This is a genomic window from Cellulomonas humilata (assembly GCF_030814415.1).
Classification (GTDB): Bacteria; Actinomycetota; Actinomycetes; order Actinomycetales; family Cellulomonadaceae; genus Cellulomonas; species Cellulomonas humilata_A.
The window spans coordinates 838,625-856,083 of the sequence record NZ_JAUSVB010000001.1; the positions used below are offsets into that span (position 1 = coordinate 838,625).

The window sequence follows — 17,459 nt, forward strand, 5'->3', positions numbered from 1 at the left end:
GCCTCATCGTCGCCGGGCGATCTCCACCAGACGCTCGGCATCGCGACGAGTCAGGCTCGGGACGGCTGCCTGGAACTCGTCGACGAGGTCGTCGCGCACCACGGATCTCGTCGGACGTACCGGGGGAACCGTCGGGCTGCCCGGGACGACGATGTAGCCACTGTCGACGTCGCCGAGCACGCGCATCGTCGGTGAGCCTGTGCCCCAGAGCCACGCCAGGTACGCGCAGAGCACCGCATCGACCTCGTCCTCGACGCGGTCGAGATCTGCAACCCGTCCGGCCGAGGCCACCGCGACCCGGATCTGCGCCCACCGCGGGGATGAGGTCAGCCGCAGGGGCTCGTCGCACGCGGCCTCCATGTGGTCGAGCAACGAGAGGAACGCCGTCTGCAGACCCTCGAGGCCGCGCCCTCGCTTCGCCTTGTACGGCAGCACGGTTGCCAGCGCGAAGAGCACCACCATCGCGGGGTGTGGATAGACCTCGATCGCGACGGACCGGTCCCGGCCGGGCGGGGTCCCGGGATCGCGGTCCCATCCGAACCGCCGGCACAGGGTCTCGCCGCGCGGGGGGTCGAAGAGAGGGCGCGAGCGGTTGGACGGGTAGGCGCCCGCGTTGTACCGGCCGAACTCCTGGGTGATGAGTCGCTCGGGCACGCGTGAGCCTGTGGCGTTCGGGACGATCAGCGGAGCGTCGATCGCCGCGACGACCGTCCCGTGGCCGTGCTCGTCGACGAACGCAGCGATCTCGTCGTCGGTGACCGCGGAGGTCGACGCGACGAGCCGGCCGTCCACGTCCAGAGCTGCCAGGCCGGTCTTCGCGCGCGCCGCCCACGCGAGGTCGATCCCGAGATAGGTGGTCACGTCGTCCCCTCTCCCCCGGCGCGCGCTCGTCGGCACACGAACGTACGGTCGAGGCTCCGCCTGTCACCGTCGTGAGGACCCGCCCGATGGCGCCTACCGAGCCCCTGATCTTCGTCCTGCACGGCGCCCGCGGCGACCTCGCGAAACGCATGGTGCTGCCCGCGCTGGCCACCCTGCAGCGTCGTGGCCTGCTGCCGCCGCGGTGGGCACTGCTCGGCACGGGTCGTACGCCGATCAGCTCGCACGACTTCGACGTGCTGCTGCGCGCCGCCGTCGAGGAGTTCGGCGACGACGAGGCCGCGGAGGGGGTGCCGGAGCTCACCCAGCACACCGCCTACTGCGGGGACGTCACCGAGGACGACAGCGCCGACGAGCTGCCCGGCGAGCTCGACCGGCTCCGCGAGGCGCTCGGTGGCGACGTCACCGTCATCCACTACCTGGCGGTGCCGCCGTCGTCGTTCGCGCCGATCACCCGCGCACTGAAGAAGGCCGGACTGACCGACGGCGTCCGCGTCGTCTACGAGAAGCCCTACGGGACGTCGCTGGAGACGTTCCGTGAGCTCGACGCGACCGCCCACGACGCGTTCGACGAGGAGCAGGTCTTCCGCATCGACCACTTCCTGGGCAAGGAGGCGACGCAGAACCTGCACGTCCTGCGGTTCGCCAACGAGCTGTTCGGTGGCATCTGGAACCGGCAGCACGTGGCGCAGGTGCAGATCGACGTGCCGGAGACGCTCGACGTCGCCCAGCGCGCGGAGTTCTACGACGCGACGGGCGCCGCGCTCGACATGCTGGTCACGCACCTGTTCCAGGTGGCCGCCGAGGTCGCGATGGAACCGCCCCGCAAGCTCGACGCGGCGAACCTGGGCACCGCGCGGGAGGAGGTCATCGCGCACTTCCGCCCGCTCGACCCGGCGAAGGACGTCGTCCTCGGGCAGTACGACGGATACCGCGACATCGACGGGGTACCCGACGACTCGACGACGGACACGTTCGTCGCCGCGCGACTCTGGGTGGACACCGAGCGGTGGAAGGGCGTCCCCTTCCTGCTCCGCACCGGCAAGCGCATGGGTGCGTCGGCACAGCAGGTGACGCTCGTGCTGCGGACACCCGACGAGCTGTTCGGCTCCCCCGTCGGCCCCAACCGGGTGATCGTCTCCCTGGCCGGATCGGGCGAGCTGAAGGTCACGACGACGGTCAAGAAGCCCGGCGCGTTCCTCGAGCTCGGGACGGGTACCGCCGACCTGGCCCTGGCCGACGTCGAACCCGGCGAGTCCCTGCCGCCCTACGCGGGCCTGCTGGAGGACGTGCTCGTCGGCGACCGCACGCTGTTCACCACGCCCGCCGGCCTCGAGTCTGCGTGGATCGCGTTCGCCCCGCTGCTCGGAGCCGACCGCCCGACGCCCGAGCCGTACGCCGTCGGCTCGTGGGGACCGGAGTCCGCGGACCGTCTGGCGGAGCCGCACGGCTGGGTGCTGGGCGACTGAGCATCAACGAGGAAGCGTCACGACCTCGACCGGGCACGTGATGCCCGGCGCGCCGGCAATCCGTGCGTCGGCCGTGAGGAGGACGGCGCCCAACCGCTCCGCGAGCGCAACGTACGCCGCGTCGTAGGCGGAGAGGTTCGCACCGAGGCACCAGATCCGGTCCGTGAGAACGGCGTGTGGCCACAGGTCGATCGACAGGGTATGCAGTCCTTCGAGGGCCAGCCTGGCCTCGGTGTCCGACAGACGGCCGGCGTTGCGTTGCCTCCGCAGGACGTTGGTGACCTCGTACGGGAGCAGGTCGGGCGCGACGACGGACGCGCCGTCGAGCCGCGCGGCGACCTGCTCACCGGCCGGGCCGGGGTCGATCAGGAGTGCCACCGCGGCCGAGGCGTCGAGGACGACGGTCCCCGTCACCGACGGTCGGGACCGAGCGCGTCGACCAGGTCGGCGTACGAGAGCCTCGGATAGGCGCGCGCCCGGGACCGGACCTGCGCGAGCGCGTCGGTGGCGCTCGGCCGCGCCGTGAGGTCGATCAGGTGGGCGCGCAGGAACTCCTGCATGGACATGCCACCCCGCGCCGCGCGGGCCGCGAGCTCGTCGCGGACGTCGTCGGGGACATCACGCACCGTGATCACCGTCATGACTGCATTATAGCTGCATAGCATGCGGAGCGACAGCAGACGTTCCACGCCCCGGCCTCAGCCCCTGCACAGCACCGGCACAGGCACGCACCGCTGAATGGAACCCGTCCCACAAGGAGGGTTCCCATGACTCGGTACGCGCTCCTCGCGCTCGACCTCGTCGCCATCAGCGTCCTCGCGTTCGGCGTCTACTTCCCCCGGCACCGTCGGCGTGACCTCGTCGTCGCGTACCTCGGCGTGAACGTCGGGGTGCTCGCCGTCGCGACGGCCCTGGCAGGCAGCACGGTCGGTGCGGGCCTCGGGCTCGGGCTGTTCGGGGTGCTGTCGATCATCCGGCTGCGGTCCACGGAGCTGACACAGCACGAGGTGGCGTACTACTTCTCGGCGCTGGCTCTCGGGCTGCTGGGCGGGCTCTCCACCACGCCGTCCGCCGTGAACGCCGCGCTGATGGTGCTCATCGTGGCGGTCATGGCCGTCGTCGACCACCCCCGGATGCTGCGGCGGTACCGGCAGCAGACGATGGTGCTGGACTCGGCGATCACCGCCGAGACCGCGCTCGTCGCGCACCTGGAACGCCTCCTCGGCGCCACCGTGCACACCGCGATCGTGCAGCGGGTCGACCTGGTGAACGACACCACCTGCGTCGACGTCCGGTACGAGCTCGCCTCCGTCCGAGAGCGGGTCGCGGCATGATGCCCATCGACCTGGTCGAGCTCACGGAACGCGCCAGCCTGCAGTCCCGGATCGACCGCAAGTACGTCGTTCCCGCGCAGGCCGTCGAGGGAATCCTGCGGGGCATCGAGCTCGGCGCCCGCGTCCTCGAGATCGACGGCCAGCGCGACTTCGCGTACGAGTCCGTCTACTTCGACACCCCCGACCTGACCAGCTACCTCGGCGCGGCCCACCGCCGGCGTCGGCGGTTCAAGCTCCGCACCCGCACCTACGTGGACTCCGCGCTGTGCTGGGTCGAGGTCAAGACCCGCGGCCCGCGCGGCAGCACCGTCAAGACGCGCCTGCCGTACGACCCCGACGACCGCGACACCCTGACCGACGAGGGCCGCCGGTTCGCCGACGACGTCCTGGGCAGCGACGCGGCCGTCGGAAAGACGCTGGTCAGCACCTATCGCCGCACGACCCTCTTCCTCCCGGCCACCGCGAGCCGCACGACCATCGACACCGGCCTGGTCTGGACGTCAGCCCTCACGGGAGCGTCCCGGGCGCTGCCGGACCGCGTCGTCATCGAGACGAAGACGGGCTCGACGCCGTCCTCCACCGACCGCCTCCTGTGGCGGCACGGTCACCGCCCGGTCCGCATCTCCAAGTACGGCACCGGCATGGCCGCCCTGCACGCCGACCTCCCCCACCACCCGTGGCGCCGCGTCCTCGACCGCCACGTCACCCTCTGAAGGAGCACCCCATGCGACGCCTCGACGCCAAGATCCTCGTCCCCGCCGCCCTCGTCGCGGCCCTGCTGGCCGGCTGCACGGCGACCGCGGACGCCGCGGACAGCACCGACAGCACGGACGGCAGCAGCAGTGTCACGACGACGTCCGACGCCAACGTCACCGTCGAGCAGGCGATGGCCGCCAACACGGCGCCCGATGACGTCGACCTGACCGCGTCGGACGACGAGGTCGCCATCGACCTCGACGCGCCAGCCGCCACCGACGGCATGACCGTCGACGGCGGCACGGTCATGATCACGGCGGCCGGCACCTACCGGTTGAGCGGCACCCTCGCCGACGGGTCGGTGGTCGTCGACACCACCGACGACGGGGTCGTCCACCTGATCCTCGACGACGCCTCCATCGGCAGCAGCACCACCTCCCCGCTCCAGGTCCTCGACGCCGACCAGGTGGTGGTCCACCTGGAGGGCGAGAACGCGCTGTCGGACACCACCGCCTACGCCGACTCCGACGAGGCGGGCGCGGCCCTGTTCAGCAGCGCCGACCTCACCATCACCGGCGACGGCTCCCTGACGGTCCACGGCAACGCCAACGACGGGATCGCCGCCAAGGACGGCCTCGTCATCGCCGGCGGCACCATCACCGTCGACGCCGTCGACGACGGGATCCGCGGCAAGGACTACCTCGTGGTCACCAGCGGCACGCTCGACATCACGGCCGGCGGCGACGGCCTGAAGTCCGACAACGACGAGGACGAGACCCTGGGATACGTCGAGATCACGGGAGGTTCCGTCGACGTCACCGCCGGGGACGACGGCATCGCCGCGCAGACCGACGCGATCCTCGCCGACGGCACGGTGAACATCGTCGCGGGGGGCGGGCACGACGCCACGGTCGCCGCCGATGCCTCTCCCAAGGGCGTCTCCGGCACGGTCTCGGTGGTGGTCGGCGGCGGCGAGCTGCTCGTCGATGCGGCCGACGACGCGATCGGCTCCGACGGCGTCGTCAGCATCGCGGGCGGTGCCCTGACCCTCGCCGCGGGCGACGACGGCGTGCACGGAGACCAGGCGTTGCAGATCAGCGACGGGACGCTCGACATCACGTCGTCCGTCGAAGGCCTCGAGGCCGGGCTCATCACGATCGCCGGCGGCGACATCAGCGTCGTCGCGTCGGACGACGGCGTGAACGCGGCCGATCCGGACGCGACCGGAGAGCAGGCACCCGGCGCTGCGGCGTCGACCGACGTCGGGCTCACCATCAGCGGCGGCACGATCGTCGTCGACTCCGGCGGCGACGGCCTCGACGCCAACGGGTTCCTCACCATGACCGGCGGCACCGCCGTCGTCAGCGGCCCGACGAACGACGGCAACGGCGCGCTCGACGTGGACGGCACGTTCGACGTCTCGGGCGGCACGCTCCTGGCGGCCGGCGCATCGGGCATGGCGATGACCCCCGGCGCCGACTCCGCACAGTCGTTCGTCGCGTTCACGTTCGACTCGACGCAGGCCGTCGGCACCGTCGTCCACGTCCTGGCCGCCGACGGCACGGAGCTCGCCGCGTTCGAGTCCAGCAAGGACTTCTCGTCGCTGGTCTACGCGTCGGCGGACGTCGTCTCCGGCGACACGTACTCGGCCGCGACGGGCGGCACGGTCACCGGCGACACGGTCGGCGGCCTCGCGCCGGCCGGCGACAGCACCGGCACGACGGTCGCGACCACGGCCACGGCCGGCGAGGCGATCGCCGGGATGGGCAGTGGGATCGGTGGCGCCCCGGCCGGAGGCGGCGGCCCGGGCCGTCGCCCCTGACCCAGCGCAGCCGAAGCCGACATGGGTGCCGTCTCGACCCCGATGACGACACCCATGTCGGGTTCGGCGCGGTGGGATCGGCGCGAACCAGCCATGAGTGCTGTCCCGGACGCCGGCGACGGCACCCATGGCTTGTTCGCCGCTGGGACCGTGGCGTCGATGTGCGCGGACGGCGGTGGTGTCGACGTGCGGGCGGCGGCCGGCGCGGCGACCATCGACACATGGCCGACGAGCGCGACGATGCCCACCGACCGCCGCCGGGCACCTCCGAGCAGGTGGTCGACGCGGTCGGAGCGCTGACGGCCGCGTTCGAGGTGGTCGAGCACGCGCGCGGGATGCTCTACGCGTTCCACCGACTCACGGGCCGCGCCGACAACGAGCTGGCCGAAGCCCTAGACCAGCTGGCTGACGCAGGGCACCAGGAGCTGGCCGACGAGCTCCGCGCCGAGCTCGTCGGCCGCAACGTGCTGCCGGGCCGCTGGACGTTCCAGGTGGTCGAGGAGTACGACGAGCAGTACTACCGGGTGTTCGAGGCTGCCGAGAAGCGCGTCCGGGACGAGCTCATGGCCGGCCACCGGCACGTCTACGAGGCCCGGCTCAAGGAGGAGAACCGCACCCACGGCCGCCCGGGCCACGAGCCGACCCCGGAGGCGTGAGCAGCCGACCCCACACGTGAGAGCGGCACTTCGCGACGAGAGCGGCAGTTCCGACTGCCGCGCTCGTCGGAAAGTGCCGCGCTCAGCGAGCAAGCACGTCAGCGACGCCGGTCAGCGGCCCGTGACGCGGGCCTTGCCGGCCGCCAGGTCGAACAGCCTCGGCAGGATCGTGTCGCCCGCCACGCGCAGGCCGTCGTGCAGGTGCTCGTTGGTGATCCAGACGTCGAGGTTGCCGACGGACGTCGCCAGCGCGAGGTCCAGGTCGACGTACGGGTCGTCGTAGTACTGCACGGCTGCCACGGGGACCTCGTTGGCGGCCAGCCGATCCAGGTCGTAGAGCCGCGGCCACTCGGGACGGGCCGCGAGCGCCTCGGCCGCCTCACGGAACGGCCGTAGAGCAGCGTGCTGCTCGTACATCCACGGGAAGATCGTCTCGCCGGTGAGCTGCAGCGGGCGTGCGTCGGGGTCGAACGACGGCCACTGGTCGCGCTCGGCCTGCGCCGCCCAGCCTGGTGAACGAACGCCCTGGTGGTAGATGACCTCCTGGAGCACGGCGTACAGGGGGTTGTTGTCGAACCCGGTCTCGCGGACGACGGCACCGAGGAACGCGTCGGACAGCGTCCCGGCGGAGGTGAGCGCCGTGTCGAGCAGCCAGTGGACCTCGTCGACCCCGGTGCTCATGCCCAGCCCCTGCCCCAGCTGCTGGAGCCTCTCCACGGTGAACGGCTCCCCGGTCGGGAGGACGACCGGACGGTCCGACAGGAGGTCCGCGACGGCGCCCAGCATCGGTACGTCCGACGGGTGCAGGCGCGCGAGCTCCCGGTTGCGCGCCGCCTGCCGCTGGAACGTCGCGGCGTAGACGGCCTCGGCGTCGACGGTGGCCGGCGGCAGCCCACCGGTGACGAAGCACCGGGTCAGCGCCGATGGGTGCCGCGACAGGTAGATCAACGTGAGGAAGCCGCCGTACGACTGCCCCAGGGTCGCCCACCGCCGGCCCCCGTAGACGGTGGACCGGAGGTGCTCGGCGTCGGCGACGATCGCGTCGCCGCGGAAGCACGCGAGGTAGCCAGCGGGGTCGTCGACACCGTTGATCACGCGCCCGTCCACGGGTGACGACCGGCCGGTCCCGCGCTGGTCGAGCAGGATCACGCGGTACTTCTCGAGCGCCATGGCGACCCAGCCGCCGCCCAGCGGCCTCGGCCCCTGACCGCCCGGCCCACCCTGCAGGAACAGCAGCAGAGGCAGGTCGTCCGACGCCTTCTCGGGGTCGACGAGCTCGCGGGCGAACACCTCGATCGAGCCGAACCGGTCCGGTGCCGACCAGTCGACCGGCACCTCGACCCGGTGCTCGCGGACGGTGAACCCGGTCATCGCATACTCGCGCGTCACGTCGACGAGCCTAGGCTCCGGGGGTGCCGCATGCTGAGGGCTGATCCCGAGGAGGCCCACCCTGAGCTCCAGCCGCACCGACACGAGCGGAGTCGGTTTCCGGTCCGAGCGCGGACCGATCCTGATCGCGATCATGGTGACCACCGGGCTGGTCGCCATCGACGCGACGATCCTGGCCACCGCGGTGCCGACGATCGTCGCGGACCTCGGCGGCTTCACCAGCTTCCCGTGGCTGTTCTCGGTGTACCTGCTGACGCAGGCGGTGAGCGTCCCGATCTACTCCAAGCTCGCGGACACCGTCGGCCGCAAGCCCGTGATCCTGCTCGGCATCGGCCTGTTCCTGCTCGGCTCGATCCTCTGCGGTTTCGCGTGGAGCATGCCGGCGCTGATCGCGTTCCGCGCGGTGCAGGGGTTGGGTGCCGGGGCGGTGCAGCCGATGGCGATCACCATCGCGGGCGACATCTACACGGTCGCGGAGCGGGCCAAGGCGCAGGGGTACATCGCGAGCGTGTGGGGCATCTCGTCGGTGGTCGGGCCCACGCTCGGCGGGGTGTTCTCCGAGTTCCTGTCGTGGAACTGGATCTTCTTCGTCAACATCCCGCTGTGCCTGGCGGCGGCGTGGCTGCTGGTCCGGCACCTGCACGAGACCGTCGAGCACACGCGCCACCGGATCGACAGGGCAGGCGGCCTGCTGCTCACCACGGGCATGAGCCTGCTGATCCTCGCGCTGCTGGAGGGCGGGAACGCGTGGGAGTGGCTGTCGGTGCCGAGCGTCGGCGCGTTCGTCGTCGGCGCCCTGCTGCTGGTGATGTTCGTCCTCGTCGAGCAGCGGGCCGACGAGCCGGTGCTGCCCCTGTGGGTGTTCTCCCGACGTCTGCTGCTCGCCGCGTCGCTGGTGTCGGTCGGGGTCGGCGTCATCCTCATCGGCCTGACGTCCTACGTGCCGACGTTCCTCGAGGCGCTGCTCGGCGTCTCGCCGCTGACCTCGGGCCTCACGCTGGCCGCGCTGACCATCGGCTGGCCCATCTCCGCGTCGCAGTCGGGCCGGCTCTACCTGCGGTTCGGGTTCCGCACGACCGCGCTCATCGGCTCCTCGGTCGTGGTCGTCGGCGCCGTCGGCCTCGTCGTGGCGTCGACCCGCCCGTCGGTGCTCGCGGTGGGGCTCGCGTGCTTCGTCATCGGTGCGGGGCTCGGGCTCGTCGCGTCACCGAGCCTCATCGCCGCGCAGTCGAGCGTCGGCTGGAACGAGCGCGGGGTGGTCACGGGCGCCAACCTGTTCTCGCGGTCGATGGGCAGCGCGGTCGGCGTCGCGGCGCTCGGGGCGCTGGTCAACGGGCTGATGCACGGGGACACCCCGGCGCAGGACCCGGAGCAGTTCGGCGACGCGGTCACCGTGGCGTTCGTCGCGGTCGCCGTCGTCGCGCTGGCCACGGTGGTCGCCGCGGCCGCGATGCCCCGGACCACCCTCGAGCACGTCTCGCCGAGCACACCCGTCGACGACGTCGCAGACTGAGACCTCATCACGAGGGAGGGCGCCACCATGGGCATCGAGGACCTGGTCAACCAGGCGAAGGCAGCCGTCAGCGGTCACGAGGAGCAGGCCAAGGACGCGATCGAGAAAGCGGCCGAGGCGGTCAAGGCCAAGACCAGCGACAGCCAGGACGCCCAGATCGACTCCGTCGTCGAGAAGGCCAAGACGTACCTGGACGAGCAGAAGAAGTAGCCGGGTGCGGGGCGGTCAGGCCGACCGCCCCGCACCGCGGTCTCAGTCCTCCTGCAGGCAGAGGACGCCGCTCTCGGCGTCTGCCTCGAGGTACAGCTCGTCAGGGCACTGCTCCGGGGTGGCGACCTCGGACACGGCCTTGAACTGGTGCTCGGAGTCGCAGCTGACGGCCTCGGCCATCTCGTCGTCGCCGACGGTCCAGCACGAGCCGACGCCGGTCTCCAGCGACTCGGACGCGACGAAGCTCGACGCCGCGCCGACGCCGGTGCCGAGCACCGCGACGATGCCGACGGCGACGATGCCCTTCGCGAGCCCGCTCAGGTCGGGTGCGCCGTCCTTGCGCGCGGCCCGGTACTCGGTGAACGCGCGCACCAGGGCGATGGCGCCGACGATCATGCCGCCCCACCAGTAGATGCCGCTGGTCGAGTTCGCCGTGACGATCGTCGAGATCGCGCCGGCGAGGAAGAAGCCGACACCCACCAGGAACGACGTGGTGGCCTGCTTGTAGTGGCGCGTGGCCTCGGTGGTCTCCCCGGGCAGGACGACGTCGTCCTCCACCCAGAGCTGCCAGCCGGGGGGCGGCGCCGGGAGCGACGGGTCCGGGGCCCAGCCCGGCTCGGGCACGAAACCCTCAGGCGGGGTCGGCCAGTTGGGGGGCGGGTTGAACTTCATCGAGCTCCGATCTGAGGCCGCCGCTGCGGGCGGAAGGGGCGCTGGGTGGTAGCACCCAGTGACCCTGTCTCATCGGCTCGTGGTCCGGTCCGCTTGAGCGCCGGGGGAATGCGCTTCCGCGTCGACGTCGTTGCACCGGTCATGCCACTGACCGGAGAGTATTCGCCCAGCACGTCCGCGTGGGCCCGAAAGCAGGCCGAGACGTTCGAGGCCAGCGACGGCCAGAAGGCCAACACGCTCCAGGGCAAGCCGGTGATCGTCCTGACGTCGGTGGGCGCCACCAGCGGCAAGCTCCGCAAGACGGCCCTGATGCGCGTCGAGCACGACGGCCGGTACGCGGTGGTCGCCTCGAAGGGTGGGACGCCCGAGAACCCCGCCTGGTACCGCAACCTCGTCGAGCACCCGCGCGTGGAGCTGCAGGACGGCGCCGTGAAGAAGGACTACGTCGCGCGCGAGACCAGCGGCGCCGAGCGCGACGAGTGGTGGGCGCGGGCCAACGAGGTGTGGCCGGCGTACGCGGGCTACCAGAAGAAGACCGACCGGCTCATCCCGGTGTTCGTGCTGGAGCCCGTCGACTAGAGCTTCGCGCCCGTCTTCGCGTCGTGGTGCGGGTTCGCTGCGATCGAGTGCCGGTACGAGTACGCGAAGTAGATGACCACGCCGGCGACCAGCCACGCCAGGAACCGCAGCCACGTCAGGGTGGTCAGGTTCACCATGAGCCACAGGCACGCCACGCCCGCGATGATCGGCAGCGCGGGCGACCACGGCACACGGAACCCGCGCGGCAGGTCGGGACGCGTCCGGCGCAGGATCGGGATGCCGAAGCTGACCAGCACGAACGCCGACAGCGTCCCGATGTTGATCATCTCCTCGAGCAGCTCCACCTCGGACAGCCCGGCGATCAGGGCGACGACGATGCCGACGCCGATCTGCAGCCGGACCGGCGTGCCGTACTTCGGGGAGGTCCGCGACGCACCCCGGGGCAGCAGCCCGTCGCGGCTCATGGCGAACACGATCCGCGTCAGGCCCAGCAGAAGCACCATGAGCACCGACGTCAGGCCCACCAGGATCCCCACGGAGATCACGCGGCCCGCCCAGTCCGCGCCGACCAGCACGAACGCCGTCGTCAGCGAGGGTGTGTCGGCCTCCGCGAGCTCGGTGTAGGACACCATCCCGGTGACCACGATCGTCACCAGGATGTAGAGCACGGTCACGATCGCCAGGCCGCCGAGGATGCCGCGCGGCACCGTGCGCTGCGGCTCCTTGGTCTCCTCGGCGGTCGTCGCGACGACGTCGAACCCGATGAACGCGAAGAACACGAGCGCGGCGCCGGACAGCACGCCGATCACGCCGTACGCGGTGGGTTCCAGTCCGAACAGGAACGCGAACACCGGCTGCTCGAGGGACGTCCGCTCCGGGGCCGGCTGCGACGGCGGCACGAAGGGCGAGAAGTTCGCGGTGTTCACGTAGAAGAAGCCGACCACGATGACGAAGATCGTGATGGCGACCTTGATGATGGTGAACACGCTGTTCACGCGCGTGCTCAGCTTGGTGCCCAGGGCCAGCAGCGCGGTGAAGATGCCGACGATGACGACCGGACCCCACTCGACGTCGACGCCACCGAGGCTCAGGGTCGTCGGGATGTCGATGCCGAACAGCCCGAACGCGTCGGACAGGTACACGCCCCAGAACTTCGCGATGACCGCGGAGCCCAGCAGCATCTCCAGGATCAGGTCCCACCCGATGATCCACGCGACGAACTCCCCCATCGACGCGTAGGAGAACGTGTACGCGGAGCCGGCGACCGGCAGCGTCGAGGCGAACTCGGCGTAGCACATGATGGCCAGCCCGCACACGACGGACGCGATGACGAACGAGACGATGACGGCCGGCCCCGCGTAGTTCGCCGCCGCCGTCGCCCCGACGGAGAAGATGCCCGCACCGACGGCCACCGCCACGCCGAGGACGATGAGGTCCCACGTGGTCAGGGTCCGCCGCAGGGCGCGTTCCGGATCCAGGGACTCCTCGAGAGAGTCCTCGACGGACTTGCGCCGGAAGATGCTCGTGCTCACGGACATGACCCACCCCCGGCAACGAGCATGCCGGTCATGGCCCGGTGTGTCCTGCGGAGCGGTCAGCCGAGCAGCAGGTACCAGCCGCCGACGCCGATGATCCCGCCCAGGATCGGAGCCGCGACGGGCACCCACGCGTAGTCCCACTGCGACGACCCCTTGTGCCGCAGCGGCAGCACCGCGTGCACCATCCGCGGACCCAGGTCACGCGCCGGGTTGAGCGCCGGACCGGTCGGACCGCCGAGGCCGGCGACGAGTCCCCACACCAGGAACCCGAGCGCCAGGTGCGCGACGGCCGGCTCGTTCTCGGTCAGCGGCGAGGTGATGATCGCCAGCGCGCACGAGAAGAGCACCACGGAGCCCAGCAGCTCGGACAGGAACCCGTTGAGGCGCGAGTGGGCGGCGTTGATGGTCGAGAACGTGGCGAGGATGTCCTCGGGGTTCGTCGTCTGGTCGTAGTACGGCTTGTGCGTCACGACAATGGCGACCTGGCCGGCGATCGCCCCGAGCATCTGCGCCACGATGTACGGCGCCACCTCCGACCACGGGAACAGCCCCCACGTGGCCAGCCCGATCGTGAACGCGGGGTTGATCAGGTTGCCGCTGATCCCGCCGAACATGATCGCCGGGATCATGACGCCGAAGCCGTACCCCATCGCGATGAGCGACCACCCGCCGCGGTACCCCTTGGACCCCTTGAGGTGCACGTTCGCGACCGTGCCGTTGCCCAGGATGATGAGGATCGCGGTGCCGATGAACTCGCAGGTCAGCCGTACGGCCAGGCTGTACGACGGATCCATGAGGCCCCCGCTTCGTCGGTCGCTGCTCGGACCGTCAGCGTCGCACGACCCAGCCCAGCGCCGCACCCACCGCGTAGGCGACCAGGTCCACCGCGACGAACGTGGTGCCGAGCGCGTACCGGAACACGGGGACCGCGTCGACGATCGCCGCGGGGACACCGGTGAGCTGCGCGAGCTCGACCGCGGCGCAGAACGCGAACGTGACGATCGCGAGGGTGGCCGACCTCGCGCGGGGGGCGATCACGACGAGGAGCGCGAAGACGAACGCGGCGTAGAGCGCGTCGCCGACCGGGTCGGCGAGCGCGTGGTCGAGCCGCGACACCGCGACGCCCACCACGACGAGCCCGACCGCCACGAGACCGGCTGTCACTCGCGAGGTCGCCGGGCGTCGCACCGTCGGAGCCGAGGTCGTGGCGGTGTCGTCGGGGTGCACGGGGACGACCGTACGGGGAGGCCTGCGGAGGTCGTGTCAGGCGATCGTGCAGGTCGTGCGCTCGTACAGACCGATCTTGAACTCGATGGCCTCCAGGTGGGTGGCCACCTCGGCGAGCTGGAGCCGCACGCGGTCGCGGTGGGCCACGAGGAGCTGGAGCCGCTCGGCCTCGTTGCCGTCGCCCGCCCGGACCAGGTCGGCGTACTCGCGGACCTCCCGGATCGGCATGCCGGTGGAGCGCAGCCGCGTGATCATCCGGATCCAGCCCACGTCGTCCTCGGAGTAGCGACGGTGGCCCGACGGAGCCCGGTCGACCGCGTCGAGCAGCAGCCCGTCCCGCTCGTAGTAGCGCAGGGTGTGGGTGGTCAGGCCGGTGGCGTCGGCCGCCTCGGCGATGCTGAGGCTGGTCCCGACGGACTCCGCGACGCTCATGGCGTCGATGATGCGCCTTCGAGTGCACTCGAAGTCAAGCGCCGCCGTCTGGACGATCGGCCATTCATCAGCGACTTCTGGACATAGGAAGTCCGAGACCTCGCCGGGATCCTGGTCGCATGACACCTCACGATCACGCCCGCGTCCTGCGCCGAGCCGTCCCCGCGCGGCTGCGAGCCGCATCCCGATGAGCACGCAGCTCATCGTGCTCACCGTCGCGACGGCGATCGGGTCCGCTGCGGTCGGGGGCGTGTTCTTCGCCTTCTCGACGTTCGTGATGTCCGGCCTGCGTCGTCTCCCGGCCGCGCAGGGCATCGCCGCGATGCAGTCGATCAACATCACCGCGGTGCGTCCGCCCCTCATGCTCGCGATGCTGGGCACCACGCTCGGCTGCGTCGCACTCGTCGTCGCGGGCGTGGTCGACCGGTCGCCCTGGCTGGCGGCCGGCGCGGCCGTCTACCTGGTCGGCGCGCTCGTCGTGACCATCACCTACAACGTCCCGCGGAACAACGAGCTCGCGGCGCTCGACCCCGCGAGCGAGGTCGCAGCGGCACGCTGGCCGGCGTGGGTGAGCGAGTGGACCGCAGGCAACCACGTGCGGACCGTCGCCGGCATCGCGGCCGCGGCACTGCTGCTGCGAGCGGTGCTGTAGCGGAGCCGCCCACAGCCCGGGCTGTGCACACCCGGCCCCCGGACCGGGGACGCGTCGCGCGACGCTGCCGGCATGGGCAAGAACGCGGTTCCGTGGCTCGCCGCCCTCGTCGTCTGCCTCGCCGTCGGTGCCGGGGTGCCCGCGTGGTCGCAGGCGCGCGTCGCTGCTCGGTACGCGGTGACCGCCGACGACCTCGCGGCAGGGCGGGCGGCGCTCGGGTCGTTGGCTGTCCGAGGTCGGGCACCGACCACCGGGTACGCCCGCGAGCGGTTCGGGCAGGCGTGGGCCGACGTCGACCGGAACGGCTGCGACACCCGCAACGACATCCTGCGCCGGGACCTCACCGCGACGGTCGTCGAGGACTGCGTGGTGCTGAGCGGCAGGCTCGACGACCCCTACACGGGCGTCCCGATCCCGTTCGCGCGCGGACCGGGTTCGGCGCAGGTGCAGATCGACCACGTCGTCGCGCTGTCGGACGCCTGGCAGAAGGGTGCCCAGGCGTGGACCGCGCCGCAGCGCGAGGCGTTCGCCAACGACCCGGCCAACCTGCTCGCCGTCGACGGCCCCGCCAACCAGGAGAAGGGAGCCGGCGACGCGGCCACGTGGCTGCCGCCGCAGCGCGGGTACCGGTGCGTCTACGCACTGCACCAGGTCCGCGTGAAGGCGGCGTACGGCCTGTGGGTGACCGCGGCGGAACGCGATGCCCTGAACCGCGAGCTGAACGGGTGCGTCGTCGCTACGGTGAGCCCACCATGACGCTGCGCTTCCCTCCCCTCCTGCTCGGCCCGACCTCCAAGGGCTTCTGGTGTCCCACCCCGGTGACGCGGTCGGACTTCGTCGCCGCTGGTCACACGCTCACCGACGGGTCGCTGACCTGGCCGGTGCTCACCCTGGACGCCGACGCGGTCGTGCACAACCTCGCGCAGTTGGCGGCGTTCACCGGCGAGCGTGGTCTCGCGTTCGCGCCGCACGGCAAGACGACCATGTCGCCCGAGCTGTTCGCAGCCCAGCTGGATGCCGGAGCGTGGGGCATCACGGTCGCGACGGGCAACCAGCTGCTCGCGGCGCACTCGTTCGGGGTGCGCCGGCTGCTCGTCGCCAACGAGATCCTCGACCCGACGGTGCTGCGCTGGATCGCCGCGACCCTGGCGGCCGAGCCGTCGACGGAGATCCTGTTCCACGTCGACTCCGTCGAGGCCGTCGACGCGGCAGCCGCGGCCGTCGACGGTGGGCGGGTCCGGGTCCTGCTGGAGGTCGGGTTCGCGGCCGGCCGGTCCGGGGTCCGCACCGGCGACCAGGCCCTCGCGGTGGCGCAGCACGCGGCGCAGATCCCGGGCGTCGACCTCGTCGGGGTCAGCGCCTACGAGGGTGCGCTCGCCGACGTCGACGCCGCACGGAAGTACCTGGCCGAGGTGCGCGCCGTCGCGGAGATGCTGGTCGACGCGGGCCTGCTGCGGGACCACGTGCTGCTCTCCGCCGGCGGGTCCGCCTACTTCGACGTGGTCGCCGACGTCCTGGGCGGACCCGACGTGAGCGGGGTGCCCAGCACGACGATCCTGCGGTCGGGCGCCTACCTCACGCACGACCACGGCACCTACGCGGGCTCGACGCCGTTCACCCGGATCAGCGGCCACCTCTACCCGGCGCTGCGGATCTGGGCGCAGGTGATCTCCACCCCGGAGGACGGGCTCGCGATCGTCGGCGCCGGCAAGCGGGACGTGCCGTACGACTCCGGCCTTCCGGTGGTCCTGCGTCGGCACCGGGACGGCCAAGCGCCCGTCGCTGTCGTGGGCTGGGACGTCACCCGCACCAACGACCAGCACGCGTACCTCGAGGGGACCGACCCCCTCGGCACGGCGCTGGCCGTCGGTGACCTGCTGGAGCTCGGGATCTCCCACCCGTGCACGGCGTTCGACAAGTGGCGGGCGATCCCGGTGATCGACGCCGGTCAGCGCGTGGTCGACGTCGTCACCACCTGGTTCTGACGAGCTGACGGACCCGCCCACCAGGTCGGGGTGAGGTCCATGCGCCATCTGTCTAGTCGTCGTTCGTGAGCCGTCCCGCGACCACGTCGATCTCCACCTTGATCCCGGCCAGCTGCGAGCCGACCGTCGTCCGAGCCGGCTTCGGGTACGGGAAGAACTCCCCGTACGCCTCGTCGAACTCGGCGAAGTCCGCCAGGTCGGCCAGGTGGACCGTCGTCTTGACCACGTCGCCCAGGTCGAGGCCCGCCTCCGCCAACGTCGCCTCGACGTTGCGCAGCACCCGACGCGTCTGGTCCGCCACCGACTCGGGGATCTCGCCGGTGACCGGGTCCTGAGGTCCGAAGCCCGCCGTCCACACCAGGTTGCCCAGCCGGATCCCCTGGGAGTAGTTGCCCGCGGGCTGCGGTGCGTCGGGGGTGCTGATCTTCTCGCGGGTCATCGGACT

Annotated in this window: 21 protein-coding genes; 11 read left to right on the forward strand and 10 right to left on the reverse strand. The window is 71.5% G+C overall.

Translation table 11 applies throughout. The features are described 5' to 3' along the window. Window positions 1-3 precede the first annotated feature (3 nt). A complete protein-coding gene (locus J2X26_RS03795; protein WP_307489948.1) occupies window positions 4-861 on the reverse strand; it encodes a DUF429 domain-containing protein in 858 nt (285 codons plus the stop codon). An 86-nt stretch (window positions 862-947) separates the two neighbouring features. Between J2X26_RS03795 and J2X26_RS03800 the strand changes: the two genes are divergently transcribed. Continuing rightward, window positions 948-2,348 (forward strand): glucose-6-phosphate dehydrogenase, encoded by a 1,401-nt coding sequence (locus J2X26_RS03800; protein ID WP_307489950.1) that lies wholly within the window; start codon window positions 948-950, stop codon window positions 2,346-2,348. A gap of 3 nt (window positions 2,349-2,351) precedes the next feature. Here J2X26_RS03800 and J2X26_RS03805 read toward each other — a convergent pair whose 3' ends face one another. After that, window positions 2,352-2,762, reverse strand: a complete 411-nt coding sequence (locus J2X26_RS03805) for a type II toxin-antitoxin system VapC family toxin (protein WP_307489952.1) — start codon at window positions 2,760-2,762, stop codon at window positions 2,352-2,354. Then, the gene (locus tag J2X26_RS03810) at window positions 2,759-2,989 is read right to left on the reverse strand and encodes a FitA-like ribbon-helix-helix domain-containing protein (protein ID WP_307489954.1); all 231 of its coding nucleotides are present in this window, start codon (window positions 2,987-2,989) and stop codon (window positions 2,759-2,761) included. The genes J2X26_RS03805 and J2X26_RS03810 overlap by 4 nt, the downstream gene beginning before the upstream one ends. 126 nt (window positions 2,990-3,115) lie before the next feature. On the opposite strand from J2X26_RS03810, the gene J2X26_RS03815 reads away from it, so the two are divergent. The 4 genes from J2X26_RS03815 (at window position 3,116) to J2X26_RS03830 (ending at window position 6,856) form a co-directional block, all read left to right on the forward strand. Continuing rightward, window positions 3,116-3,682 (forward strand): DUF4956 domain-containing protein, encoded by a 567-nt coding sequence (locus tag J2X26_RS03815; RefSeq protein WP_307489956.1) that lies wholly within the window; start codon window positions 3,116-3,118, stop codon window positions 3,680-3,682. After that, window positions 3,679-4,395: a polyphosphate polymerase domain-containing protein gene (locus tag J2X26_RS03820; protein ID WP_307489958.1), complete on the forward strand. Its 717-nt coding sequence runs from the start codon at window positions 3,679-3,681 to the stop codon at window positions 4,393-4,395. The genes J2X26_RS03815 and J2X26_RS03820 overlap by 4 nt, the downstream gene beginning before the upstream one ends. Before the next feature lie 11 nt (window positions 4,396-4,406). Beyond that, window positions 4,407-6,200 (forward strand): carbohydrate-binding domain-containing protein, encoded by a 1,794-nt coding sequence (locus tag J2X26_RS03825; RefSeq protein ID WP_307489959.1) that lies wholly within the window; start codon window positions 4,407-4,409, stop codon window positions 6,198-6,200. A gap of 221 nt (window positions 6,201-6,421) precedes the next feature. Next, the gene (locus J2X26_RS03830; RefSeq protein ID WP_307489961.1) at window positions 6,422-6,856 is read left to right on the forward strand and encodes a hypothetical protein; all 435 of its coding nucleotides are present in this window, start codon (window positions 6,422-6,424) and stop codon (window positions 6,854-6,856) included. Between the two features lie 111 nt (window positions 6,857-6,967). On the opposite strand, the gene J2X26_RS03835 is transcribed toward J2X26_RS03830, so the two are convergent. Beyond that, the gene (locus J2X26_RS03835; protein WP_307489963.1) at window positions 6,968-8,245 is read right to left on the reverse strand and encodes an alpha/beta fold hydrolase; all 1,278 of its coding nucleotides are present in this window, start codon (window positions 8,243-8,245) and stop codon (window positions 6,968-6,970) included. 133 nt (window positions 8,246-8,378) lie between these two features. On the opposite strand from J2X26_RS03835, the gene J2X26_RS03840 reads away from it, so the two are divergent. Beyond that, window positions 8,379-9,758 (forward strand): MFS transporter, encoded by a 1,380-nt coding sequence (locus J2X26_RS03840; RefSeq protein WP_307489965.1) that lies wholly within the window; start codon window positions 8,379-8,381, stop codon window positions 9,756-9,758. A gap of 27 nt (window positions 9,759-9,785) precedes the next feature. After that, the gene (locus tag J2X26_RS03845; protein ID WP_307489966.1) at window positions 9,786-9,968 is read left to right on the forward strand and encodes an antitoxin; all 183 of its coding nucleotides are present in this window, start codon (window positions 9,786-9,788) and stop codon (window positions 9,966-9,968) included. Between the two features lie 42 nt (window positions 9,969-10,010). On the opposite strand, the gene J2X26_RS03850 is transcribed toward J2X26_RS03845, so the two are convergent. Continuing rightward, the gene (locus J2X26_RS03850; protein ID WP_307489968.1) at window positions 10,011-10,640 is read right to left on the reverse strand and encodes a hypothetical protein; all 630 of its coding nucleotides are present in this window, start codon (window positions 10,638-10,640) and stop codon (window positions 10,011-10,013) included. A gap of 141 nt (window positions 10,641-10,781) precedes the next feature. On the opposite strand from J2X26_RS03850, the gene J2X26_RS03855 reads away from it, so the two are divergent. Then, a complete protein-coding gene (locus J2X26_RS03855; protein WP_307489970.1) occupies window positions 10,782-11,219 on the forward strand; it encodes a nitroreductase family deazaflavin-dependent oxidoreductase in 438 nt (145 codons plus the stop codon). Here the strand turns inward: J2X26_RS03855 and J2X26_RS03860 are convergent. Genes J2X26_RS03860 through J2X26_RS03875 form a run of 4 tightly spaced genes read right to left on the reverse strand, consistent with a single transcriptional unit; the run spans window position 11,216 to window position 14,377 of the window. After that, on the reverse strand, window positions 11,216-12,718 hold the full coding sequence (locus tag J2X26_RS03860; RefSeq protein ID WP_307489971.1) for an amino acid permease: 1,503 nt from the start codon (window positions 12,716-12,718) through the stop codon (window positions 11,216-11,218). The two genes, J2X26_RS03855 and J2X26_RS03860, sit on opposite strands and share 4 nt — an antisense overlap. A gap of 56 nt (window positions 12,719-12,774) precedes the next feature. Next, the gene (locus J2X26_RS03865) at window positions 12,775-13,512 is read right to left on the reverse strand and encodes an MIP/aquaporin family protein (protein WP_307489973.1); all 738 of its coding nucleotides are present in this window, start codon (window positions 13,510-13,512) and stop codon (window positions 12,775-12,777) included. Between the two features lie 34 nt (window positions 13,513-13,546). Next, window positions 13,547-13,945, reverse strand: a complete 399-nt coding sequence (locus J2X26_RS03870; RefSeq protein ID WP_307489975.1) for a DUF2809 domain-containing protein — start codon at window positions 13,943-13,945, stop codon at window positions 13,547-13,549. A 36-nt stretch (window positions 13,946-13,981) separates the two neighbouring features. Next, window positions 13,982-14,377 carry a MerR family transcriptional regulator gene (locus tag J2X26_RS03875; RefSeq protein WP_307489977.1) on the reverse strand — a complete coding sequence of 132 codons (396 nt, stop codon included), beginning with the start codon at window positions 14,375-14,377 and terminating at the stop codon, window positions 13,982-13,984. A 187-nt stretch (window positions 14,378-14,564) separates the two neighbouring features. On the opposite strand from J2X26_RS03875, the gene J2X26_RS03880 reads away from it, so the two are divergent. The 3 genes from J2X26_RS03880 to J2X26_RS03890 all read left to right on the forward strand — a co-directional run bounded on the left by J2X26_RS03880 (window position 14,565) and on the right by J2X26_RS03890 (window position 17,014). Beyond that, window positions 14,565-15,029, forward strand: coding sequence for an anthrone oxygenase family protein (locus J2X26_RS03880; protein WP_307489979.1), 465 nt, complete (start codon window positions 14,565-14,567; stop codon window positions 15,027-15,029). A gap of 72 nt (window positions 15,030-15,101) precedes the next feature. Further along, complete coding sequence (locus J2X26_RS03885; protein ID WP_307489981.1) at window positions 15,102-15,785, forward strand: HNH endonuclease family protein; 684 nt, start codon at window positions 15,102-15,104, stop codon at window positions 15,783-15,785. Continuing rightward, a complete protein-coding gene (locus J2X26_RS03890; RefSeq protein WP_307489983.1) occupies window positions 15,782-17,014 on the forward strand; it encodes an alanine racemase in 1,233 nt (410 codons plus the stop codon). The genes J2X26_RS03885 and J2X26_RS03890 overlap by 4 nt, the downstream gene beginning before the upstream one ends. Before the next feature lie 52 nt (window positions 17,015-17,066). Here the strand turns inward: J2X26_RS03890 and J2X26_RS03895 are convergent, their stop codons facing one another. Further along, a complete protein-coding gene (locus tag J2X26_RS03895) occupies window positions 17,067-17,453 on the reverse strand; it encodes a RidA family protein (protein ID WP_307489985.1) in 387 nt (128 codons plus the stop codon). Window positions 17,454-17,459 lie beyond the last annotated feature (6 nt).